The organism is Pseudoalteromonas piscicida (genome assembly GCF_002744175.1).
GTDB lineage: Bacteria > Pseudomonadota > Gammaproteobacteria > Enterobacterales > Alteromonadaceae > Pseudoalteromonas > Pseudoalteromonas piscicida_B.
The window spans coordinates 40,268-56,697 of the sequence record NZ_NKHF01000008.1; the positions used below are offsets into that span (position 1 = coordinate 40,268).

A 16,430-nucleotide genomic window follows, 5' to 3' on the forward strand; every position below is an offset into this window, starting at 1 on the left:
ACATTAGCCAAATTCACCATTAAAAACTTAACAGCGGGTCTTGGAATATACACACACAGTCCAAAAGTATTGGGTAAGGAGAGTATTGCTTGCAGATTGCCAAACATCGTAACCGCATTGAGCGCTTGGTCGAAAACAAAATAAGTTTTGCCGCTAATAATGTAGAACTCAGTGTTTATGACACATACGAAAGTGCCAACAAAGTGAAAGTCACCTCTAGTGAAGTGCTGTTTTGTGCGATGGTAAGCGGCAAAAAAGTGATGCATGTTGACAGTTGTGATTACCATCACCCCTTTTTGCCTCATCAAAGCTTTGTATTAGCACCTGAGCAAACTGTACATATCGACTTTCCAGACGCCAGTTTGTCTTCTCCAACCACCTGCTTAGCCATTGAAATTAGTCGTGAAAAAATTAATGCCGTTAGCGAAAAGCTAGCACTTTCGCTTCCCAATGATTTTAATTATCAACAGCAGTTAGTTCACACTGAGCACAACTGGCAAACCCAGCACTGCTTAGGGCGGCTGCTTCACTTGTTTAGCGAAAACGAAAATAACCGTGGATACTTTATTGATTTAGCAATGGATGAGTTAATAGCGAGGCTGCTTCAACAGCAAAGCCGAGACTTACTGTTAAATGCGGTAAAACATACTCCAGATCACAACGGGCTATATCAAGCTGTGCATTATTTGGAGACACATTTGGACCAACCGCTAGATGTAGATAAACTCTGCAAACTCAGTTGCATGAGCCGAAGTCGATTTTTTAGTCAATTTAAAAAATCATTTGCAACCACACCACAGCAGTGGCTGCAAGCAAGAAGACTCACAAAAGCCAAAGCTAAACTAAAAGCTGGTATTCAAATCACCGCTATTAGCTTCGCACTTGGCTTCAAACACCCAAGTCAGTTTAGTCGCGCGTTTAAAAAAGCCTTTAATATCACCCCAAAGGACTATCAGCTTCAAGCGCTAAAAGTTGATAAAAACGACTGGTTACTCCGTTAGTCCAACCAAAACCCTGTTGAACGACATACTCTCCACCGCTGGCCTGCTTATTGGGTTCTACTACATTATACTTTTCGAGTAAGCAACCCAACTGACTAAAACCAGTTTCAACGGCATAAATCCACGCTTGCATAATTTCAGTTGCGAGTTGATCGAGACCATATGATCTCAGCCCCGCCACAGCGAACCACTGCAGTGGCGCCCAACCATTCGGACTATCCCATTGTTGTGAGGTAGACGTTAGCGTACTAACCAGGCCGCCTGGCTTTAAAAACTCCCGCGCTAACTTGTCAGCCATTCGCTGTGCTTGTGCAGCTGTAACCAGCTTAGCAAACATGGGGACGACCCCGGCAAGTGATGCAATAGTGGTCGGTTGATAATCATCAAGGCTAACATCATAAAACCAGCCTTGTTCGTCACACCAGCAGTATTGTTGGATCAGCGCACTGCGCTTTGATGCCAACGAATCATAATGCAAAGCTTGTGCTTCATTATTTAATTTTTCTAAACAGCGAGCAATTTGCGATTCAAGCAGTACCAATAGCGCATTTAAATCTACAGGGATAATTTGTGTAGTACGAATACTCGCTAAGTCTTCAACGTTCGCAAGCCAACGACTGCTAAAATCCCACCCTGACTCGCATGCAGCCCGAATATTTTGATAAAGCGCACTTGGGTTTGCGACTGTGTTTGCCAACTCAACATCTTCAACAAAAGACTCAGGACGTGGCGCTGCCAGCGGATCCCAATAGCGATTAAGGGTGCCGCCACATGGCATTTTTACCACACGAAATTGAGCTTTTTGTTCAATGTTGTCAACGTCACCACTTGTTTGCCAAAAGCGGTGTTCTTTTATTAGCGCTTGGGTGACGCGCTCAAGCCACTGCACGTCGTCAGACTTATGCTGCCATAATAAATCTACCATCAATGCTGTTACAGGTGGTTGTGAGCGACTTTGGTAGTAGTCACGGTTGCCGTTTGGCACATGACCAATGCGGTCAATCAAACTGATGAAGTTATCTAGCATGCCTTCAACGAGATCGCCTCTATTCGCGTCTAAAAGCCCAAGTGCAGTAAAATAACTATCCCAGTAATAGATTTCATTAAAGCGCCCACCCGGCACTACGTAAGGGTGAGGTAAAGGTAACAAAGAGCCTTTAGCAACCGTGCTCGGTTTTCTTGATAAACGGGGCCAAAGCGCACTGATATATTGCGCTGCACTTGCTAAATCAGGCAGAGAATCTAACTCTTGGTTTGCAACAAAATCAAAGTGCGCATGCACAAATCTGATCAACGCCTCTCCTGTCGGCCTTTGCATCACATACTGGTTTTCTATTTCAGCCAGCGGAATTTTGGCGATGGCGTCGGCAAAGACTTTACTATCAGAAAACAAGCCTGCGCTTTGCACCGCGTTAAAAATTTCTGTGTTATAGAAGTTGGATTGATACTGCATGGAAAACCTCAGCTCACCTTTTGTTGACTGGCAGTGTGAGCATGTTCTGATTGGTTAGACTCACTCATCGACTTGAAAAAATATAAACATACAGCAATCACAAACATGGGAATAAGTGCGCCATAAAACGCTTGCTGACCACCAAAGTGCTGAAATACCACCCCAGTGATCATAGAGCCAGTGCTGCCACCAAGGGCTGAAAATACCACAATCAATCCGGTCATCGATGCATGCTGTATCGTCGGTAAACTGCTGAGCATCACCGAATTAATTACCGGATAAATAGGCGCCATAAAGAGCCCAATTAATGGCATTAAAAAGGCGACCAATGGCGCATCAAATAAAGATGTAATGGTTGTGTTTTCAATGCTTTCTGTCATAGGTAGGGTCAAAATAACGAGCGCAGCCATGGCAGCAAGACACACATTTAACACTACATACCAATGCACTTTGGTAAGTACAACCCCGGCCCCGAGCCGACCTAATGCTAAACAGGCTGCAAAAACACTGGTAATTTGAACGCTAATGTTCACCGGTAACGATAAGATCTCGTTATTAAATGTAGGTAGCCAAGTTCCTATACTTTGCTCTATCAAGACGTATAAAAACGCAGAAATAACAAACACCAACACCAGTGGTTTTGCCACCAGCTTCAACATTGCCATAAAAGCTGAAATACTAGATTCTGTTGCCTGTGTCGGTTCCGGCTTTGCAATTGGCGAGATCCAAACAACCAAGGCAGTAAAAGCGCTCAATATTGCCAACACAAAATACACGTTTAGCCATCCTAAAGAGTTATCACCACTGTCGATAAAGGCCGCAAAGATCCAGTACCCGCCAAGGACACCCAACATAAACACACCTTCGATAAAATTAAGTAGGCTTGAATGTTGGTTACTTCCCTCGGTGACTTGGCCCACTAGCGCGTAAACAGACACTTTCACCACGGCAAAGGCAGCCCCCACCGACGCAAATACCAGTTTTAAAATCCAAAATTCGGCCACCATGGGAGTAATACTGCAGATCAAAGCAACAACGGCAAGTACACTGGTTAAGGCAATTTTAAATCCGACTCTGGGGATAACAGAAGCAACTAGAAATGACACGATGGCAATGGGAAGATCTTTGAATGCCTCTAATGTCGCGGCTTGTGGTTTAGTGATCCCAAAGGTATGGATTGACTGTAATATGACTGTTCCAACACTGTTGAGCAAAATAGCAAACAGAAAGTAACTAACAGCCATAGCAAGTATGATACGTGCTCGATTCATTGTTATTCTCGTTAAAACACTGTGATTCCTTTTTAGTCTAGACAGACTTTTTAACTTTTGCAATCGTTTGCATTTCAAAGCCCAGTAAATACATTTAACATGATGATTGCTCTAGTGATTGTATTTTTTAACTGGACTGTCGTACCACGAGCGAAGAGGCAACCTCTTGAGAAGCACAACTCTCACCGCTTAACTGTGAGAGCAGTTTTTCTACCAAAAGCTGGGCCGCAGCACTGGTATCTTGCTTAATAGTAGTGAGCGCCGGAAAGCTGATCTGCGCCATGGCGATATCATCAAAGCCCACAATCCGGACATCGTTTGGCACACTGACATATCGCTCTTTTAGGGCTTTCAACGCCCCAAGGGCAACCATATCGCTGCAGGCGAAGATGCCATCAAAGGTCAACCCATGCTCTCGCAACATAGTATTAATGCAGTTGTAGGCGGCATCCGAGGTGATATCAATCTTCATCATTTGTGCGTCAACTCCGGCTTCTTCTACTCCATGACAAAAGCCGCGGTAACGCTCGCCCAGTTCCGCGTGCGCAGGGTCGCCCATAAACAGCAATTTAGATGCTCCCTTGGCAATTAAATGTTCAGTTGCAGTCAAGCCACCGATAAAATTGTCACTACCAACAATCGGATAGTTTGCGAAAGTCTTAGGGTCCCCCCACACGACGATAGGAGTGCCCGCCTTTACCGCTCGCTCTATTCTTGCCTGCTCTTTGCCTTGCCCTACAACTATTACCCCATCGGCTCGACGACCAGAAATAAAATAGCCATACCAATCTTCACCAGCCATATATGAATTAGAGAGCAATAACTCATAGCCTTGGCGGTTCACAGCGCGATTGATATCACTGACTACTTTTAGTAAGAAAGGATCATCAACCGACTGCTTTGTTTCGGCCTCTAGATTAATGATAACAGCGATGACTTTGGTTTTTTGCATGCGTAAACGGCTGGCCGCAGTATTGATGCTAAAGTGATGTTCTTTTGCAAGAGCCTGAATACGCTCTCGAGTTTCTTTTTTTATCAAGGGGTTATCATTGAGTGCTCGGGAAGCTGTCGAGGTTGAGACTCCGGCTAGCTTTGCCAAATCCGATAACTTTAATTGTGTTGAAGCCAAGGTAACCCCCTTACTCACGCCCATAATTAGAGTACTATTCTTACAATTTTTTTGCACTTAAACCATAACTAATTGAATCCCCTACGCTAACTAAGTAAAAAAGACAGTCAACCAGCCTATCTTTGTAACGTATTGCGCAATTTTATGACAAATTTTTAAATAACATCATTGCAAACGTTTGCATTAAGTTCTATTTTAAAAAATAGACAGTCGTTAAATACCAGTCTATGACAACAACAAGAGGGCTTTAGCCGTGATAAAAACTAACTCGTTAAGCTTGATCGCTGCTGCTGTAACGCTTGCGTTAAGCACATCAGCTCAGGCTGAGCAACAAACAAACAAGAACAAAGAAAAAATAGAAACGATTATTGTATCTGGCACGCCAGGTGGTGCTGGGATCAGAAAAATTGATGCCAGCTTTGCGGTAACCAACATCGATGCCGTACAAATCGATAAGCTTGCGCCAAAAAGTACAGCGGATCTGCTTAAAGCAGTGCCTGGGATCTGGGTTGAAAGCTCAGGTGGCGAATCTGGTGCTAATGTGTTTGTTCGCGGTTTTCCAGGCGGCGGGGATGCACCATTCTTGACGGTTAGTTTACAAGGCAGTCCAATTTACCCAGCGCCTACACTTTCCTTTTTAGAAAACACCTCAATTTTTAGGCTGGATGAAACCATCAGCGTGATGGAAGGTCTGCGCGGTGGACCAAACCCTGTAGTTTCGAATGGTCAGCCTGGTTTAACCACTAACTTTCAACTTAAACGCGGTCAAACAGACACCGAAGGGACTTTTAAGTACACCACAACGGACTATGGTCTCAATAGAGTTGATGGTGTGCTAAGTGGTGAAATATCAGATGACCTTTATTATATGGTTGGTGGTTATATCAAACGTTCTTCTGGGATCCGTGATGCCGGATTTACCTCAGAAAAAGGCCATCAATTTACTATTAACCTCACCAAAGAGTTCGCCAATGGTGAGTTTAACCTCTATACCCGTCAAACCGACGACACTGGCGCCTGGTATCTCCCGACTCCGCTTAACGTTGATGGTGTTGACGCAGGCTTTACTCAATTAGGCACAAACAACCGCAAAGCAACTATTTATTTTGGTGAACACGACAGTGCGATGAATGTTGACTTGGGGGATGGTCGTGGCTGGAAAGGTCATGTATCTGGCGGTAGCTTGAAGGTCAATTTCGATAATGGTTGGCAATTAATCGACCGTTTTAGCCTCACGCAAGGCGATGCAAATACGATAGGTTTAGTGCCTGCCGGTACCGCGATGCGCTTAAGTGAGGTAGCGGATAATGGCGAAACGGCTACTGGGAGCGTCACCGGTGATGAATATACTGGCGATACTATGGTGCAACAATATGGTCGCTGGGTCGTGCTCAAAGACATTGAAGCCTTTACCAATGACTTAGCCGTAAATAAAACTTTTGGTGATTGGTCGAGTGCCTTTGGTATTTACACTGCCACTACCTCAGCAAAGGATTGGTGGAGTTTAGGTAATACCGCCTACCATGTTTTAGAGCAAGGTGGTGAGGCATTAGATGGCATTGCTTGTAATAGTGATGTCGCTGGCTGCGCATTTAACTATGACATTAGCAGCTCAGGCGATGCTACCACGTGGGCGATTTATACCACGCATAGTTACCAAGCCACCGAAGCACTCAAGTTAGACTTAGGTCTGCGCAGTGAACAACACGAAGTTGACTATTCCGTAGATGAGGATTTAGACGGAGTGATCACCAAAACGGTTGACTATGATGAACGCAAAACCTCATGGACACTCGGTGCAGACTATAGCTTAAGCCTAGATTCCGGTGTCTTTGCTCGTATGAACAAAGGCTATAAGATGCCTTACTTCGACGATTTTAGAGACAACTTTAGCACTTATGAATCGGGTGAGTCACTAATTAAAGAAGTCACACAAGCTGAGCTTGGATACAAATATATGGGTGAAACCGGAGATCTATTTGTTACCTTATTTACTAACGAAGTTAAAGGTGACACATTTGTTCGTCGCCCAGGTGTACCCGCAGAAATTTTAACCAATGAAGCAACCGGCGTGGAAGTAGATTACAGCTATAACCATGAGTCTGGTTTATCGGTAAATCTGAATGCGACATGGCAAGATACTGAGATCACAGAAAGTCCAACCAACGAAGGCAATAAAGCGCAGCGCCAACCAGATTGGATGCTACGTATTACGCCAAGTTATGATTTTGAAATGTCGGGCATGTACGCCACCCTATATGGCACACTTTCAGCTGTAGACGACCGATTTGGTGATAACGAAAATACTGTGGTACTTGAAGGCTATGAAAAACTTGATATTGGCCTGATTGTGGAACCTACAGAAGGGGTAAAACTGCAGCTGGCTGTAGATAATCTTACAGACAAGCAAGGGATCACCGAAGGCGATCCTCGAAATCCAAACTCACCCAATGGCCGCTATATCATGCCAAGAAGTGTAAAGTTTAGCGTTGCGTATTCATTTTAATTACGTCCGCTAACGCTATCAACATAGTGCTATCCGCTTAGAGCAAATATGCCTGGCGGGTAGCACTAAAAAGATCTAACACGTTTATTGTAGAGTAACTTCCTGTAACTGCACTTCAGAATGTCGCCTGCTATCCTAAACCTTAATTATTGTACCAAGAGAAACCGCCACCAACTTTTCTTCCTCGCCGCTTTTTGCATATACCTTACATTCACACGTTGCTTGGCGTTTACCTGAATGCAAAACGTTTGACCTAGCCACTAATATATCCCCTATCGCAGGTCTTACATAGTTCACTTTATATTCTGAGGTCACACAGCTGCCAAGTACAGATGCGCCTGCGAAGGTAATGCAGTTATCAGCCAAATAACTAACCACTCCACCATGGGCAAAGCCGTTGTTTTGCTGCAAATCATCTCGGATCTTAAGACTTAATTCAGCAATGCCTGTCTTGTAAACATCCAGCTCCGCACCTAGTAGTAAACTAAAAGACTGCTGTGACAGGATCTCCTTCCCTTTTTCTAACATGTCGCTCAAGTTTCTTCTCCTTAAATTGGTTTTAAACAAGTAATGCTATCCTACAGCAACGAGTGTATTAATTAACGATACGCGCGCTGCTCTTCTCACTAGGAAACTAGACAAACAAAAAAGCCGCTTAGTAATGAAACTAAGCGGCTTTGTTAGAGACTTTCAAAAAGTTAGATTAATCCAACCAAAACTCTTTTTTGAACTTAATACCAAACTCACTTCTGTCGTTACTACGCATTACACCAACAAAGCCGCTTTGCTGTAAACGGCCAACATCGTACACTTCGTTTAGTACGTTTTCACCGTATAGGGTTACTTCCATATCGCCGTCAGCGTTCGTGTATGAGACATTAAAGCCAAGTAGCTCTCGTGAGTCAATATGTTCACTTGCACGGGTAACAGATTGACCTTGCATATCTGAGCGGTATGAATAACTTGCGTTAACCGCAATTGTTGCACCATGCGCTAAATCATAGAAATAAGAGGGGGCTACCATCACAGTCCAACGTGGTGTTAGTGCTGGCGCGTCGCCCTTACCAATACCGATAACCCCTTCATCAACATGGGTGATTTCAGAATCTAGGTAGCCGATTGAACTGCGAACTGAGAAATCATCGGTAATTGCAATTGTGGTCTCAAGCTCTATACCTTGTGCCTTTGACTCACCAGCATTCTCCACGATGGTCACAAAACCGCCGCCAGCAGTTGGGTCGTTGAAAGGTAATGCAAGGTCGGTGTAATCCGTGACAAAGGCAGCAACCATCATAGATACGTTATCATGTACTTGGCCTTTGAAACCGATTTCGTAGTTAATCGCTTTGGTTTCGTCAAATGCCGCGAATTGATCAGGGCCACCAAATGGACGCGGTGGGAAACCACCACTTTGATATCCTTTTTGAACTTGTGCATAAACATTGATGTCACGCGTTAGCTGATATGACGCATTTACGTCCCACGTCACTTCATCAAAATCGGCACTGACATATTTACGAGTACCAAAGCTTGGGAATAACGCATCTGCTTCTTTTTTGTCCTCAGAGTAGCGTAAACCACCACCAATACTGAGCAATTCAGTCACATCAAAGCTGGCATTAATATACGCCGCATAAGCGTCTGTCTCTTGGTTGATATCGAAATAACCGTAATCACCGAAAGACGCTGTCTGGCCATCATTTAATAGACCGTCAGGCGTGTTCCAAGGACTAAATACGAATGGACCTGAGCTGGTAAAGCCTTCCTCATTGAAGTAGTAAAGGCCAGATACAAAGTCCCAAGAGTCATAAGTACCATTAAACTGTAGCTCAAATGAGTATTGATCCGCGCCACCCTCTTCAGGGAACTCAGAAAGGTTAAGTGCAACCGCGTCATCATCGAGGCCTCCTGTATATTCAGAGCTGCGCTTGCTCGCGATAAACTTAACCGAGTACACGTCACTTGCTTGCCAATCAGCGGTAATTGAACCACCCCAACCAGAGTAATCAGTGCTTTCAATACCAGCAACCGTTGTTGCCAAGTCATCTGGGTTGTTTGGCAGCATAGACTCATCTAACAATGGAAAGTCGCCATTATTAGGATCATTCGGGTCAAGCGGCTCTGTTAATTCGATAGTATAAGGTGATTGTCCCGACTCGTTTTCAACGCCGTCAAATGCCGCCGTTATAACTAAGTCGCTCGTTGCTTGCCATCTTAATGCTAATCGGCCACTGAACTCTTGCTCTTCACCAATTTCTTTTTCTGGGTTTTCAAGGTTAATCGCTTTACCGACACCATCGCGCTCTTTGTAAGATGCGCTCGCTGAAAAGCCTAGCGTGTCAGTCAATGCTTGGCTGGTGTATAAATCTGTCGCCAGACGACCGCGTGAGCCAATTTTGGCTTCTACGCGTGCAACTTCTTCAAAGCCTGGCTGTTTGGTGATCACATTTACCGCTCCGCCTAACGTGTTACGACCGTACAGCGTACCTTGGGGGCCACGTAGTACTTCAACACGCTCAACATTTGGCAGGGAAAGGTTAGAACCCATTTGGCGGCCAAGGTATACACCATCGACGTAAACACCAACCCCTGGATCTGTGGTGATCACATGGTCTTGAAGACCAATACCACGAATAAATACTGACGCGTGAGCCGCATTACCCACACCGTAGCGGGTAATATTTAAATTTGGAACGAATTTACCAATATCGTCTAAGTTGCTGATGTTTGCTTTATCTATGTCATTGGCACCGATAGAGGTAATAGCGGTGGGCGTTTCAAACAAGCTTTCTGTACGCTTACGAGCAGTCACTTCTATCTTTTCAAAGACTTGTTTTTCTGGCTCTGCATTTGCTTGCTCAGCAAAAGCTGTATTAGGAAGGGCTACCGCTGCTAATACCGCAGCTGATATCGCAGATAAACCAAGGCGAGGTAAAACTGTAATCATATAATCTCCAAAGGAATCACCGTGTGTGCTAGTTGCGAGAGGTCGCAGACTAGAGAAGCAATAAACTCGGCGTTATTACTTCTAACCCTGTAATCAATTAAGTCATAGACTTGAAGGCTACAAATTTTGGGCATAAAAAAAGATGCATTAGACGCATCTCTTTCCTCTGGAGGGGCATTATAGTCACAACTGGATAAAATTGAAATAATTATTTAATAAAAATACTTTATAAGGTTTTTGTAACCAAAATAAAACCAAACGTAGATAATTAATTTTTATAAAAATTCGTTACAGAACAAATGATTATACTAAAAACCGCACCAAAAGTTACAAAAATGAAATATTAGCAATTCGCGGATGAGAGTAAGTAAAATGTAGACGAAAAAAAAACCAGCCTAAGCTGGTTTTTTTATTTGGTGCGAATGGGGGGACTTGAACCCCCACGGCCGAAGCCACCACCCCCTCAAGATGGCGTGTCTACCAATTCCACCACATTCGCAAATTCGGTGTTTTCCCTAACTTCTAGTTAGGCACATCAGAAGCTGGATTTTCTTCTGAAGCTGGCACATCGCTAGTTGCTGGAACCGTTGTTGCAGCAGCTGGTGCCTCTAGGTTTTCCCATTCACTAGTCTTTTTAATTTGACCAGTTGTTAGGTTACCCAAAACAATACTTAGTACAAAAAATACTGTTGCTAAGATTGTTGTTGTTTTGGTCATAAAGTTGCCTGCGCCTGATGAGCCAAACACTGTCGCCGATGCGCCTGCACCAAACGAAGAGCCCATGTCTGCACCTTTACCTTGTTGAATTAGCACCATACCGATAAGCGCTAAAGCGACAATTAAGTAAACAACCATTAAAATTTCGTACATTTACTTATCCTTTTGCACTTCTGCATATAGCTGCGAAACTTTCTGGTTTTAAGCTTGCGCCACCTATCAGTCCACCGTCTATATCATCTTGTGCGAATAACAATTCACTATTTTTTTCGTTAACACTGCCACCATAAAGTAATCGCAGTGCTTGTGCAATTTGCTCATCATATTTAGCAAGCAAATTACGTATAAATTTGTGTACTGCTTGGGCTTGTTCAGGTGACGCAGTTTTACCAGTACCTATAGCCCAAACTGGCTCGTATGCTATCACAGAGTTGGCCAACGCTGCCACACCTAATTTGGTGATAACTGCATTTATTTGTCTTGCGACCACTTCCTCTGTTTGCTCATTTTCTCTTTCTTCTTCGCTTTCACCAACACAAAGAATAGGTGTTAACCCTTGCTCTTGAGCATGTGCAAATTTGTTTGCAACATCAGCATCGCTTTCGCCATAAATCGCGCGTCGCTCTGAATGACCTACTAAGGTATATGTTGCTCCTAGCGATTTAGCTAGGGACGCCTGAATTTCTCCAGTGTATGCGCCCTCTTTATATTCCGAAACGGTTTGCGTTCCGACAGTAAGCCCTTTATTTGCTGCTTGCTCTATGAGCATTGCAGGAGGGAAAACAATTACTTCTGCTTGAAATGATTGATTGCTTACTGCTTCTGATATTTGTTCAATGAGCGATTTTGAACCGTTCATCTTCCAATTACCAGCAACAATTTGCTTTCTAGTTGTCATACGACACTCCGCAGTAGAAAGCGGGTGAGATACTAACTCCACTCACCCGAAGTTACAAGAAATAAATTTAATTTTTAGTTTAATTGCTCACAGATTCAACAACTTCAGCGATTTTTTGAGCAAAATCGATCACTTGCTTCTGTTGTTGCGCTTCAACCATCACACGAACAACTGGCTCAGTACCAGATTTGCGTAATAGTACTCGGCCTTTGCCGGCTAGCAGTTCTTCTACTTCAGCAACAACGGCTTTCACTGAGTCTTGCTCTGTTGGATCATTTTTAGTGCTATAGCGTACATTAATCATCTTCATCGGGTATTTACTAAAGCCCTCGCCGAGATCTTTTAATGTCTTGTTTTGTGCAACCATTGCCGCGAGCACTTGCAAACTGGAGACAATACCATCGCCAGTACTAATAAGATCTAGGTTTAGAACATGGCCCGAACTTTCACCGCCGATTTTCCAGCCTTTCTCGCCAAGCAACTCCATAACATAACGGTCACCGACTTTACTACGCTCAAACTCTATACCTCTTGCCTTAAGCGCATTTTCGAGTCCCATATTTGACATAACAGTACCAACAACCCCACCACCTAGCGTACCATCAGCATGGGCCTGACAAGCAATGATATAAACAATATCATCGCCATCAAAAACATGACCATCATGATCAACCATCATCACTCGATCGCCATCACCGTCATAGGCAATACCCACATCAGCTTGATGCTCAAGTACCGCCTTTTTCAACGCTTCCACATGTGTTGCACCACATTTTTCGTTGATATTTACACCATTCGGTTCACAAGCAGTGGTGATCACATCTGCACCGAGCTCACGCATCACACTCGGAGCAATATGATAGGTTGCACCGTTGGCACAATCTAACACTACTTTTAAGCCTTCGAGAGATAATTCTCGGGGAAATTGGCCTTTACAAAATTCGATATAACGACCATCTGCACTTTCTAGCCGCTTAGCTTTACCTAGCTTTTCTGATGCAACACAAGTCATCGGCTCATCAAGCTTAGCTTCAATTGCAAGCTCAACGTCATCAGGCAATTTTTTACCATCGCCACCAAAGAACTTGATACCGTTATCGTGATAAGGATTGTGGGATGCACTAATAACTATGCCGGCCTCAGCTCTGAACGTTTGAGTCAGATAAGCAACCGCAGGAGTTGGCATGGGACCTAACAATACAACGTTAATGCCTGCTGCAACTAACCCTGCTTCTAAAGCAGTTTCAAGCAGGTAACCCGAAATCCGAGTATCCTTACCAATAATTACCTTTTTGGTACCACGCTCAGACAAGACTTTACCTGCAGCCCAACCTAATTTCATTGCAAATTCAGGCGTGATTGGGAACTCGCCCACCATACCTCTTACACCATCTGTACCAAAGTACTTTCTTGTTGTCATTGAGTAACTCCATTAACCGACGCTAACCATACGTTTAGCACGTCGCTTGTTTCTTTTACATCATGAACACGAATAATATGGGCGCCTTGCTGCGCGCATAGTAATGCACCAGCCAAGCTTGCCGCCACGCGTTCATGTGTATCCCGAGTGAGTAATTGTCCAAACATGGACTTTCTGGATAGGCCAGTTAAGATTGGTAAATCAAAAGTCTTAAACTTAGCCAAACCACCTAAAATTTTAAAATTGTGTTCTAGCGATTTACCGAAACCGAAGCCAGGGTCTAGAATCAATCTCTGTGGATTTATTCCAAATTGCTCGCACGCGCTGATTCTAGCTTCGAAAAAATGACTGATGTCTGAAAATAAATCACCATATTGCGGATTATTCTGCATTGAGCGAGGCTGCCCCTGCATGTGCATTAAACAGATTGGAACATCTGCATACTGTGCGGCCACCTCTAGTGCTCCCGGCTCCTGTAGTGCTCGGACATCATTGATAATATCGGCCCCTGCTTCTAGCGCCTGTCTCATCACTTCTGCCTTACTTGTATCCACCGAAATAACACAATCAGACTGCGAGCGGATAGCCTTAATTACCGGAATAACACGCTGCAACTCATCCTCTAATTGAACATCAGGGGCACCAGGACGAGTTGACTCTCCACCTATATCTAAGATAGAAGCACCTTGAGCAAGCATCATTTCAGCTTGTACAATTGCATTGTCTAGATGGGTAAATTTTCCACCATCAGAAAACGAGTCGGGAGTGACATTTAAAATCCCCATTACTTGAGGCTTATCTAAGGAGAGACTGCGGGCTCTTGGTAAGCGTAACTCGTACATTCCATACCTACTTTTTGTAACGTAAACTTGATGAACTCGAAAGGTTTGCAATAGATTTAAGTTCTTCACATCAAGCGGGTAGGCTCTCCAAGTTAAAAAGCCTCTACCAATTTTCCTAATTAGCAATCTACTTTCAGGTCAGAAAATCTTGTCGATAACAAGGCTAAATGGTATTAAATCTATTGATACAAAAAAGCCCCGATCGCTCGGGGCTGCAGTATTCTACCTAAACTTACGATTTGTCATCAAGCTCTGAGTTTGATGAGCTGTCATTAGACTGGTCGTCAGCTGGCTTTTCAGCTTTCGGCTCAGGTTTTAATTCCGTCACTTTTTCAGAGTCTGACTTCTTCTCAGGTTTTACGTCGTGGGCATCCCTAGGTGGACGAACATCACGGCGCTCCATCAAATCATCAATCTGTAATGCATCAATCGTTTCATACTTCATCAGTGCATCTTTCATGGTGTGAAGGATATCCATATTGTCTTTTAGGATTTGCTCCGCGCGCTGATAGTTTCGATCGATGAAATCTTTAATTTCTGCGTCGATAAGCTTGGCTGTTTCATCAGACACACCTGACATGCGATGAGAGCCACCGCCCATGTACATCTCGCCCTGCTCTTCTAAATACATTTGAGGACCCAGCTTTGGACTTAGACCCCACTGCGTAACCATCTTCTTAGCAATGTCGGTAGCACGTTCGATATCATTGCTGGCACCGGTAGTTACTTTGTCATCACCATAGATTAGTGCTTCAGCAATACGACCACCATAGAGGCTAGACAGCATCGACTCTAGATGTTGCTTAGAGTGACTAACACGGTCTTGCTCTGGTAAATACATAGTTACACCTAAAGCACGGCCACGAGGGATAATCGACACTTTATAAACCGGATCATGTTCTGGCACTAGGCGACCAACAATGGCGTGACCAGCCTCGTGATAAGCCGTCATTTCTTTTTCTTGCTCGCTCATCACCATAGATTTACGTTCAGCACCCATCATAATCTTGTCTTTCGCGGCATCAAACTCCGCCATGCTGACTTTGCGCTTGTTACCACGAGCAGCAAACAGTGCCGCTTCGTTTACCAAGTTTGCTAGATCAGCACCAGAGAAACCTGGCGTGCCACGTGCAATCACAGAGGCTTCAACATTGTCATCTAATGGTACTTTACGCATGTGTACGTTTAGGATCTGCTCTCGTCCGCGAATATCAGGAAGCCCAACAACGACTTGACGGTCAAAGCGTCCTGGACGCAACAACGCAGGATCCAAAACGTCAGGACGGTTAGTCGCCGCGATAACAATAATACCTTCGTTGCCTTCAAAGCCATCCATTTCAACTAGCATTTGGTTAAGTGTTTGCTCACGCTCGTCGTGACCACCACCCATACCTGCTCCACGCTTACGACCTACCGCATCGATTTCATCGATAAAGATTATGCAAGGTGCTGCTTTCTTTGCTTGTTCGAACATATCACGTACACGTGACGCACCAACACCCACAAACATTTCTACGAAATCTGAGCCAGAGATGGTAAAGAATGGTACTTTTGCTTCTCCCGCTACAGCCTTGGCTAATAGTGTCTTACCCGTACCCGGAGGACCAACCATCAACACGCCTTTAGGAATGCTACCACCTAACTTTTGGAACTTAGACGGATCGCGTAAAAAGTCTACAAGTTCAGTCACGTCTTCTTTTGCTTCATCGCAGCCTGCAACGTCAGCAAATGTCGTTTTAACTTGATCTTCACTCATAAGGCGCGCTTTACTCTTACCGAATGACATCGCGCCCTTACCGCCACCGCCTTGCATTTGGCGCATGAAGAATATCCATACCCCGATAAGCAAAAGCATTGGGAACCAGGAGATAAAGATGTTGGCTAGGAAAGATTGTTCCTCAGGTGCCACACCTTTGATGTTTACGTCGTTCTTAAGTAAGTCATTAACCAAGTCTAAATCGGTTAATGGAATTACTGTTTGAAAACGATCTCCGCTAGAACGAACACCACTAATAACACCTGTTTGACGGTCAATACTGACTTCTCTCACAGAGCCATTGCGCACATCCTTTACGAATTGTGTGTAACTCGTTTGGCGATCATATTGTTCGCCACCGTTAAAGCTCTGGAACACAGTCATAAGTACCACTGCAATTACTAACCAGAGTATTAGATTTTTAGCCATATCGCTCAAGGAGTTAACCTCTTGTATCCAAAAAAATTCAAATTCAACCTGATGCTATCCA

At 44.1% G+C, this 16,430-nt stretch carries 12 protein-coding genes and 1 tRNA gene; 2 read left to right on the forward strand and 11 right to left on the reverse strand.

The window, feature by feature from the left end:
* Positions 1 to 89 precede the first annotated feature (89 nt).
* Positions 90 to 1,001, forward strand: a complete 912-nt coding sequence (locus tag CEX98_RS02105; RefSeq protein WP_099640486.1) for a helix-turn-helix transcriptional regulator — start codon at positions 90 to 92, stop codon at positions 999 to 1,001.
* On the opposite strand, the gene CEX98_RS02110 is transcribed toward CEX98_RS02105, so the two are convergent.
* From CEX98_RS02110 to CEX98_RS02120, 3 genes are all read right to left on the reverse strand, one after another.
* The gene (locus tag CEX98_RS02110) at positions 937 to 2,454 is read right to left on the reverse strand and encodes a trehalase family glycosidase (protein ID WP_099640487.1); all 1,518 of its coding nucleotides are present in this window, start codon (positions 2,452 to 2,454) and stop codon (positions 937 to 939) included. The two genes, CEX98_RS02105 and CEX98_RS02110, sit on opposite strands and share 65 nt — an antisense overlap.
* Positions 2,455 to 2,462: 8 nt before the next feature.
* A complete protein-coding gene (locus CEX98_RS02115) occupies positions 2,463 to 3,725 on the reverse strand; it encodes an MFS transporter (RefSeq protein ID WP_099640488.1) in 1,263 nt (420 codons plus the stop codon).
* 127 nt (positions 3,726 to 3,852) lie between these two features.
* Positions 3,853 to 4,854, reverse strand: coding sequence for a LacI family DNA-binding transcriptional regulator (locus CEX98_RS02120; RefSeq protein ID WP_099640586.1), 1,002 nt, complete (start codon positions 4,852 to 4,854; stop codon positions 3,853 to 3,855).
* Positions 4,855 to 5,107: 253 nt separating this feature from the next.
* On the opposite strand from CEX98_RS02120, the gene CEX98_RS02125 reads away from it, so the two are divergent.
* Positions 5,108 to 7,360 (forward strand): TonB-dependent receptor, encoded by a 2,253-nt coding sequence (locus CEX98_RS02125; RefSeq protein ID WP_099640489.1) that lies wholly within the window; start codon positions 5,108 to 5,110, stop codon positions 7,358 to 7,360.
* Between the two features lie 135 nt (positions 7,361 to 7,495).
* Here CEX98_RS02125 and CEX98_RS02130 read toward each other — a convergent pair whose 3' ends face one another.
* From CEX98_RS02130 to ftsH, 8 genes are all read right to left on the reverse strand, one after another.
* Positions 7,496 to 7,888 carry a PaaI family thioesterase gene (locus tag CEX98_RS02130; protein ID WP_099640490.1) on the reverse strand — a complete coding sequence of 131 codons (393 nt, stop codon included), beginning with the start codon at positions 7,886 to 7,888 and terminating at the stop codon, positions 7,496 to 7,498.
* A gap of 175 nt (positions 7,889 to 8,063) precedes the next feature.
* Entirely contained in the window at positions 8,064 to 10,307 is a 2,244-nt protein-coding gene (locus CEX98_RS02135) for a TonB-dependent receptor (RefSeq protein WP_099640491.1), read from the reverse strand.
* 414 nt (positions 10,308 to 10,721) lie between these two features.
* Positions 10,722 to 10,806: transfer RNA gene (locus tag CEX98_RS02140), tRNA-Leu, on the reverse strand.
* 23 nt (positions 10,807 to 10,829) lie between these two features.
* A complete protein-coding gene (gene secG / locus CEX98_RS02145; RefSeq protein WP_099640492.1) occupies positions 10,830 to 11,177 on the reverse strand; it encodes a preprotein translocase subunit SecG in 348 nt (115 codons plus the stop codon).
* Positions 11,178 to 11,181: 4 nt separating this feature from the next.
* On the reverse strand, positions 11,182 to 11,922 hold the full coding sequence (tpiA, locus tag CEX98_RS02150) for a triose-phosphate isomerase (RefSeq protein ID WP_099640493.1): 741 nt from the start codon (positions 11,920 to 11,922) through the stop codon (positions 11,182 to 11,184).
* A 79-nt stretch (positions 11,923 to 12,001) separates the two neighbouring features.
* Positions 12,002 to 13,342, reverse strand: coding sequence for a phosphoglucosamine mutase (gene glmM / locus CEX98_RS02155; RefSeq protein ID WP_099640494.1), 1,341 nt, complete (start codon positions 13,340 to 13,342; stop codon positions 12,002 to 12,004).
* Positions 13,339 to 14,184: a dihydropteroate synthase gene (gene folP, locus CEX98_RS02160; RefSeq protein ID WP_099640495.1), complete on the reverse strand. Its 846-nt coding sequence runs from the start codon at positions 14,182 to 14,184 to the stop codon at positions 13,339 to 13,341. Before folP ends, glmM begins: the two co-directional genes overlap by 4 nt.
* Positions 14,185 to 14,416: 232 nt before the next feature.
* On the reverse strand, positions 14,417 to 16,369 hold the full coding sequence (gene ftsH, locus CEX98_RS02165) for an ATP-dependent zinc metalloprotease FtsH (RefSeq protein ID WP_099640496.1): 1,953 nt from the start codon (positions 16,367 to 16,369) through the stop codon (positions 14,417 to 14,419).
* Between the last annotated feature and the right edge of the window lie 61 nt (positions 16,370 to 16,430).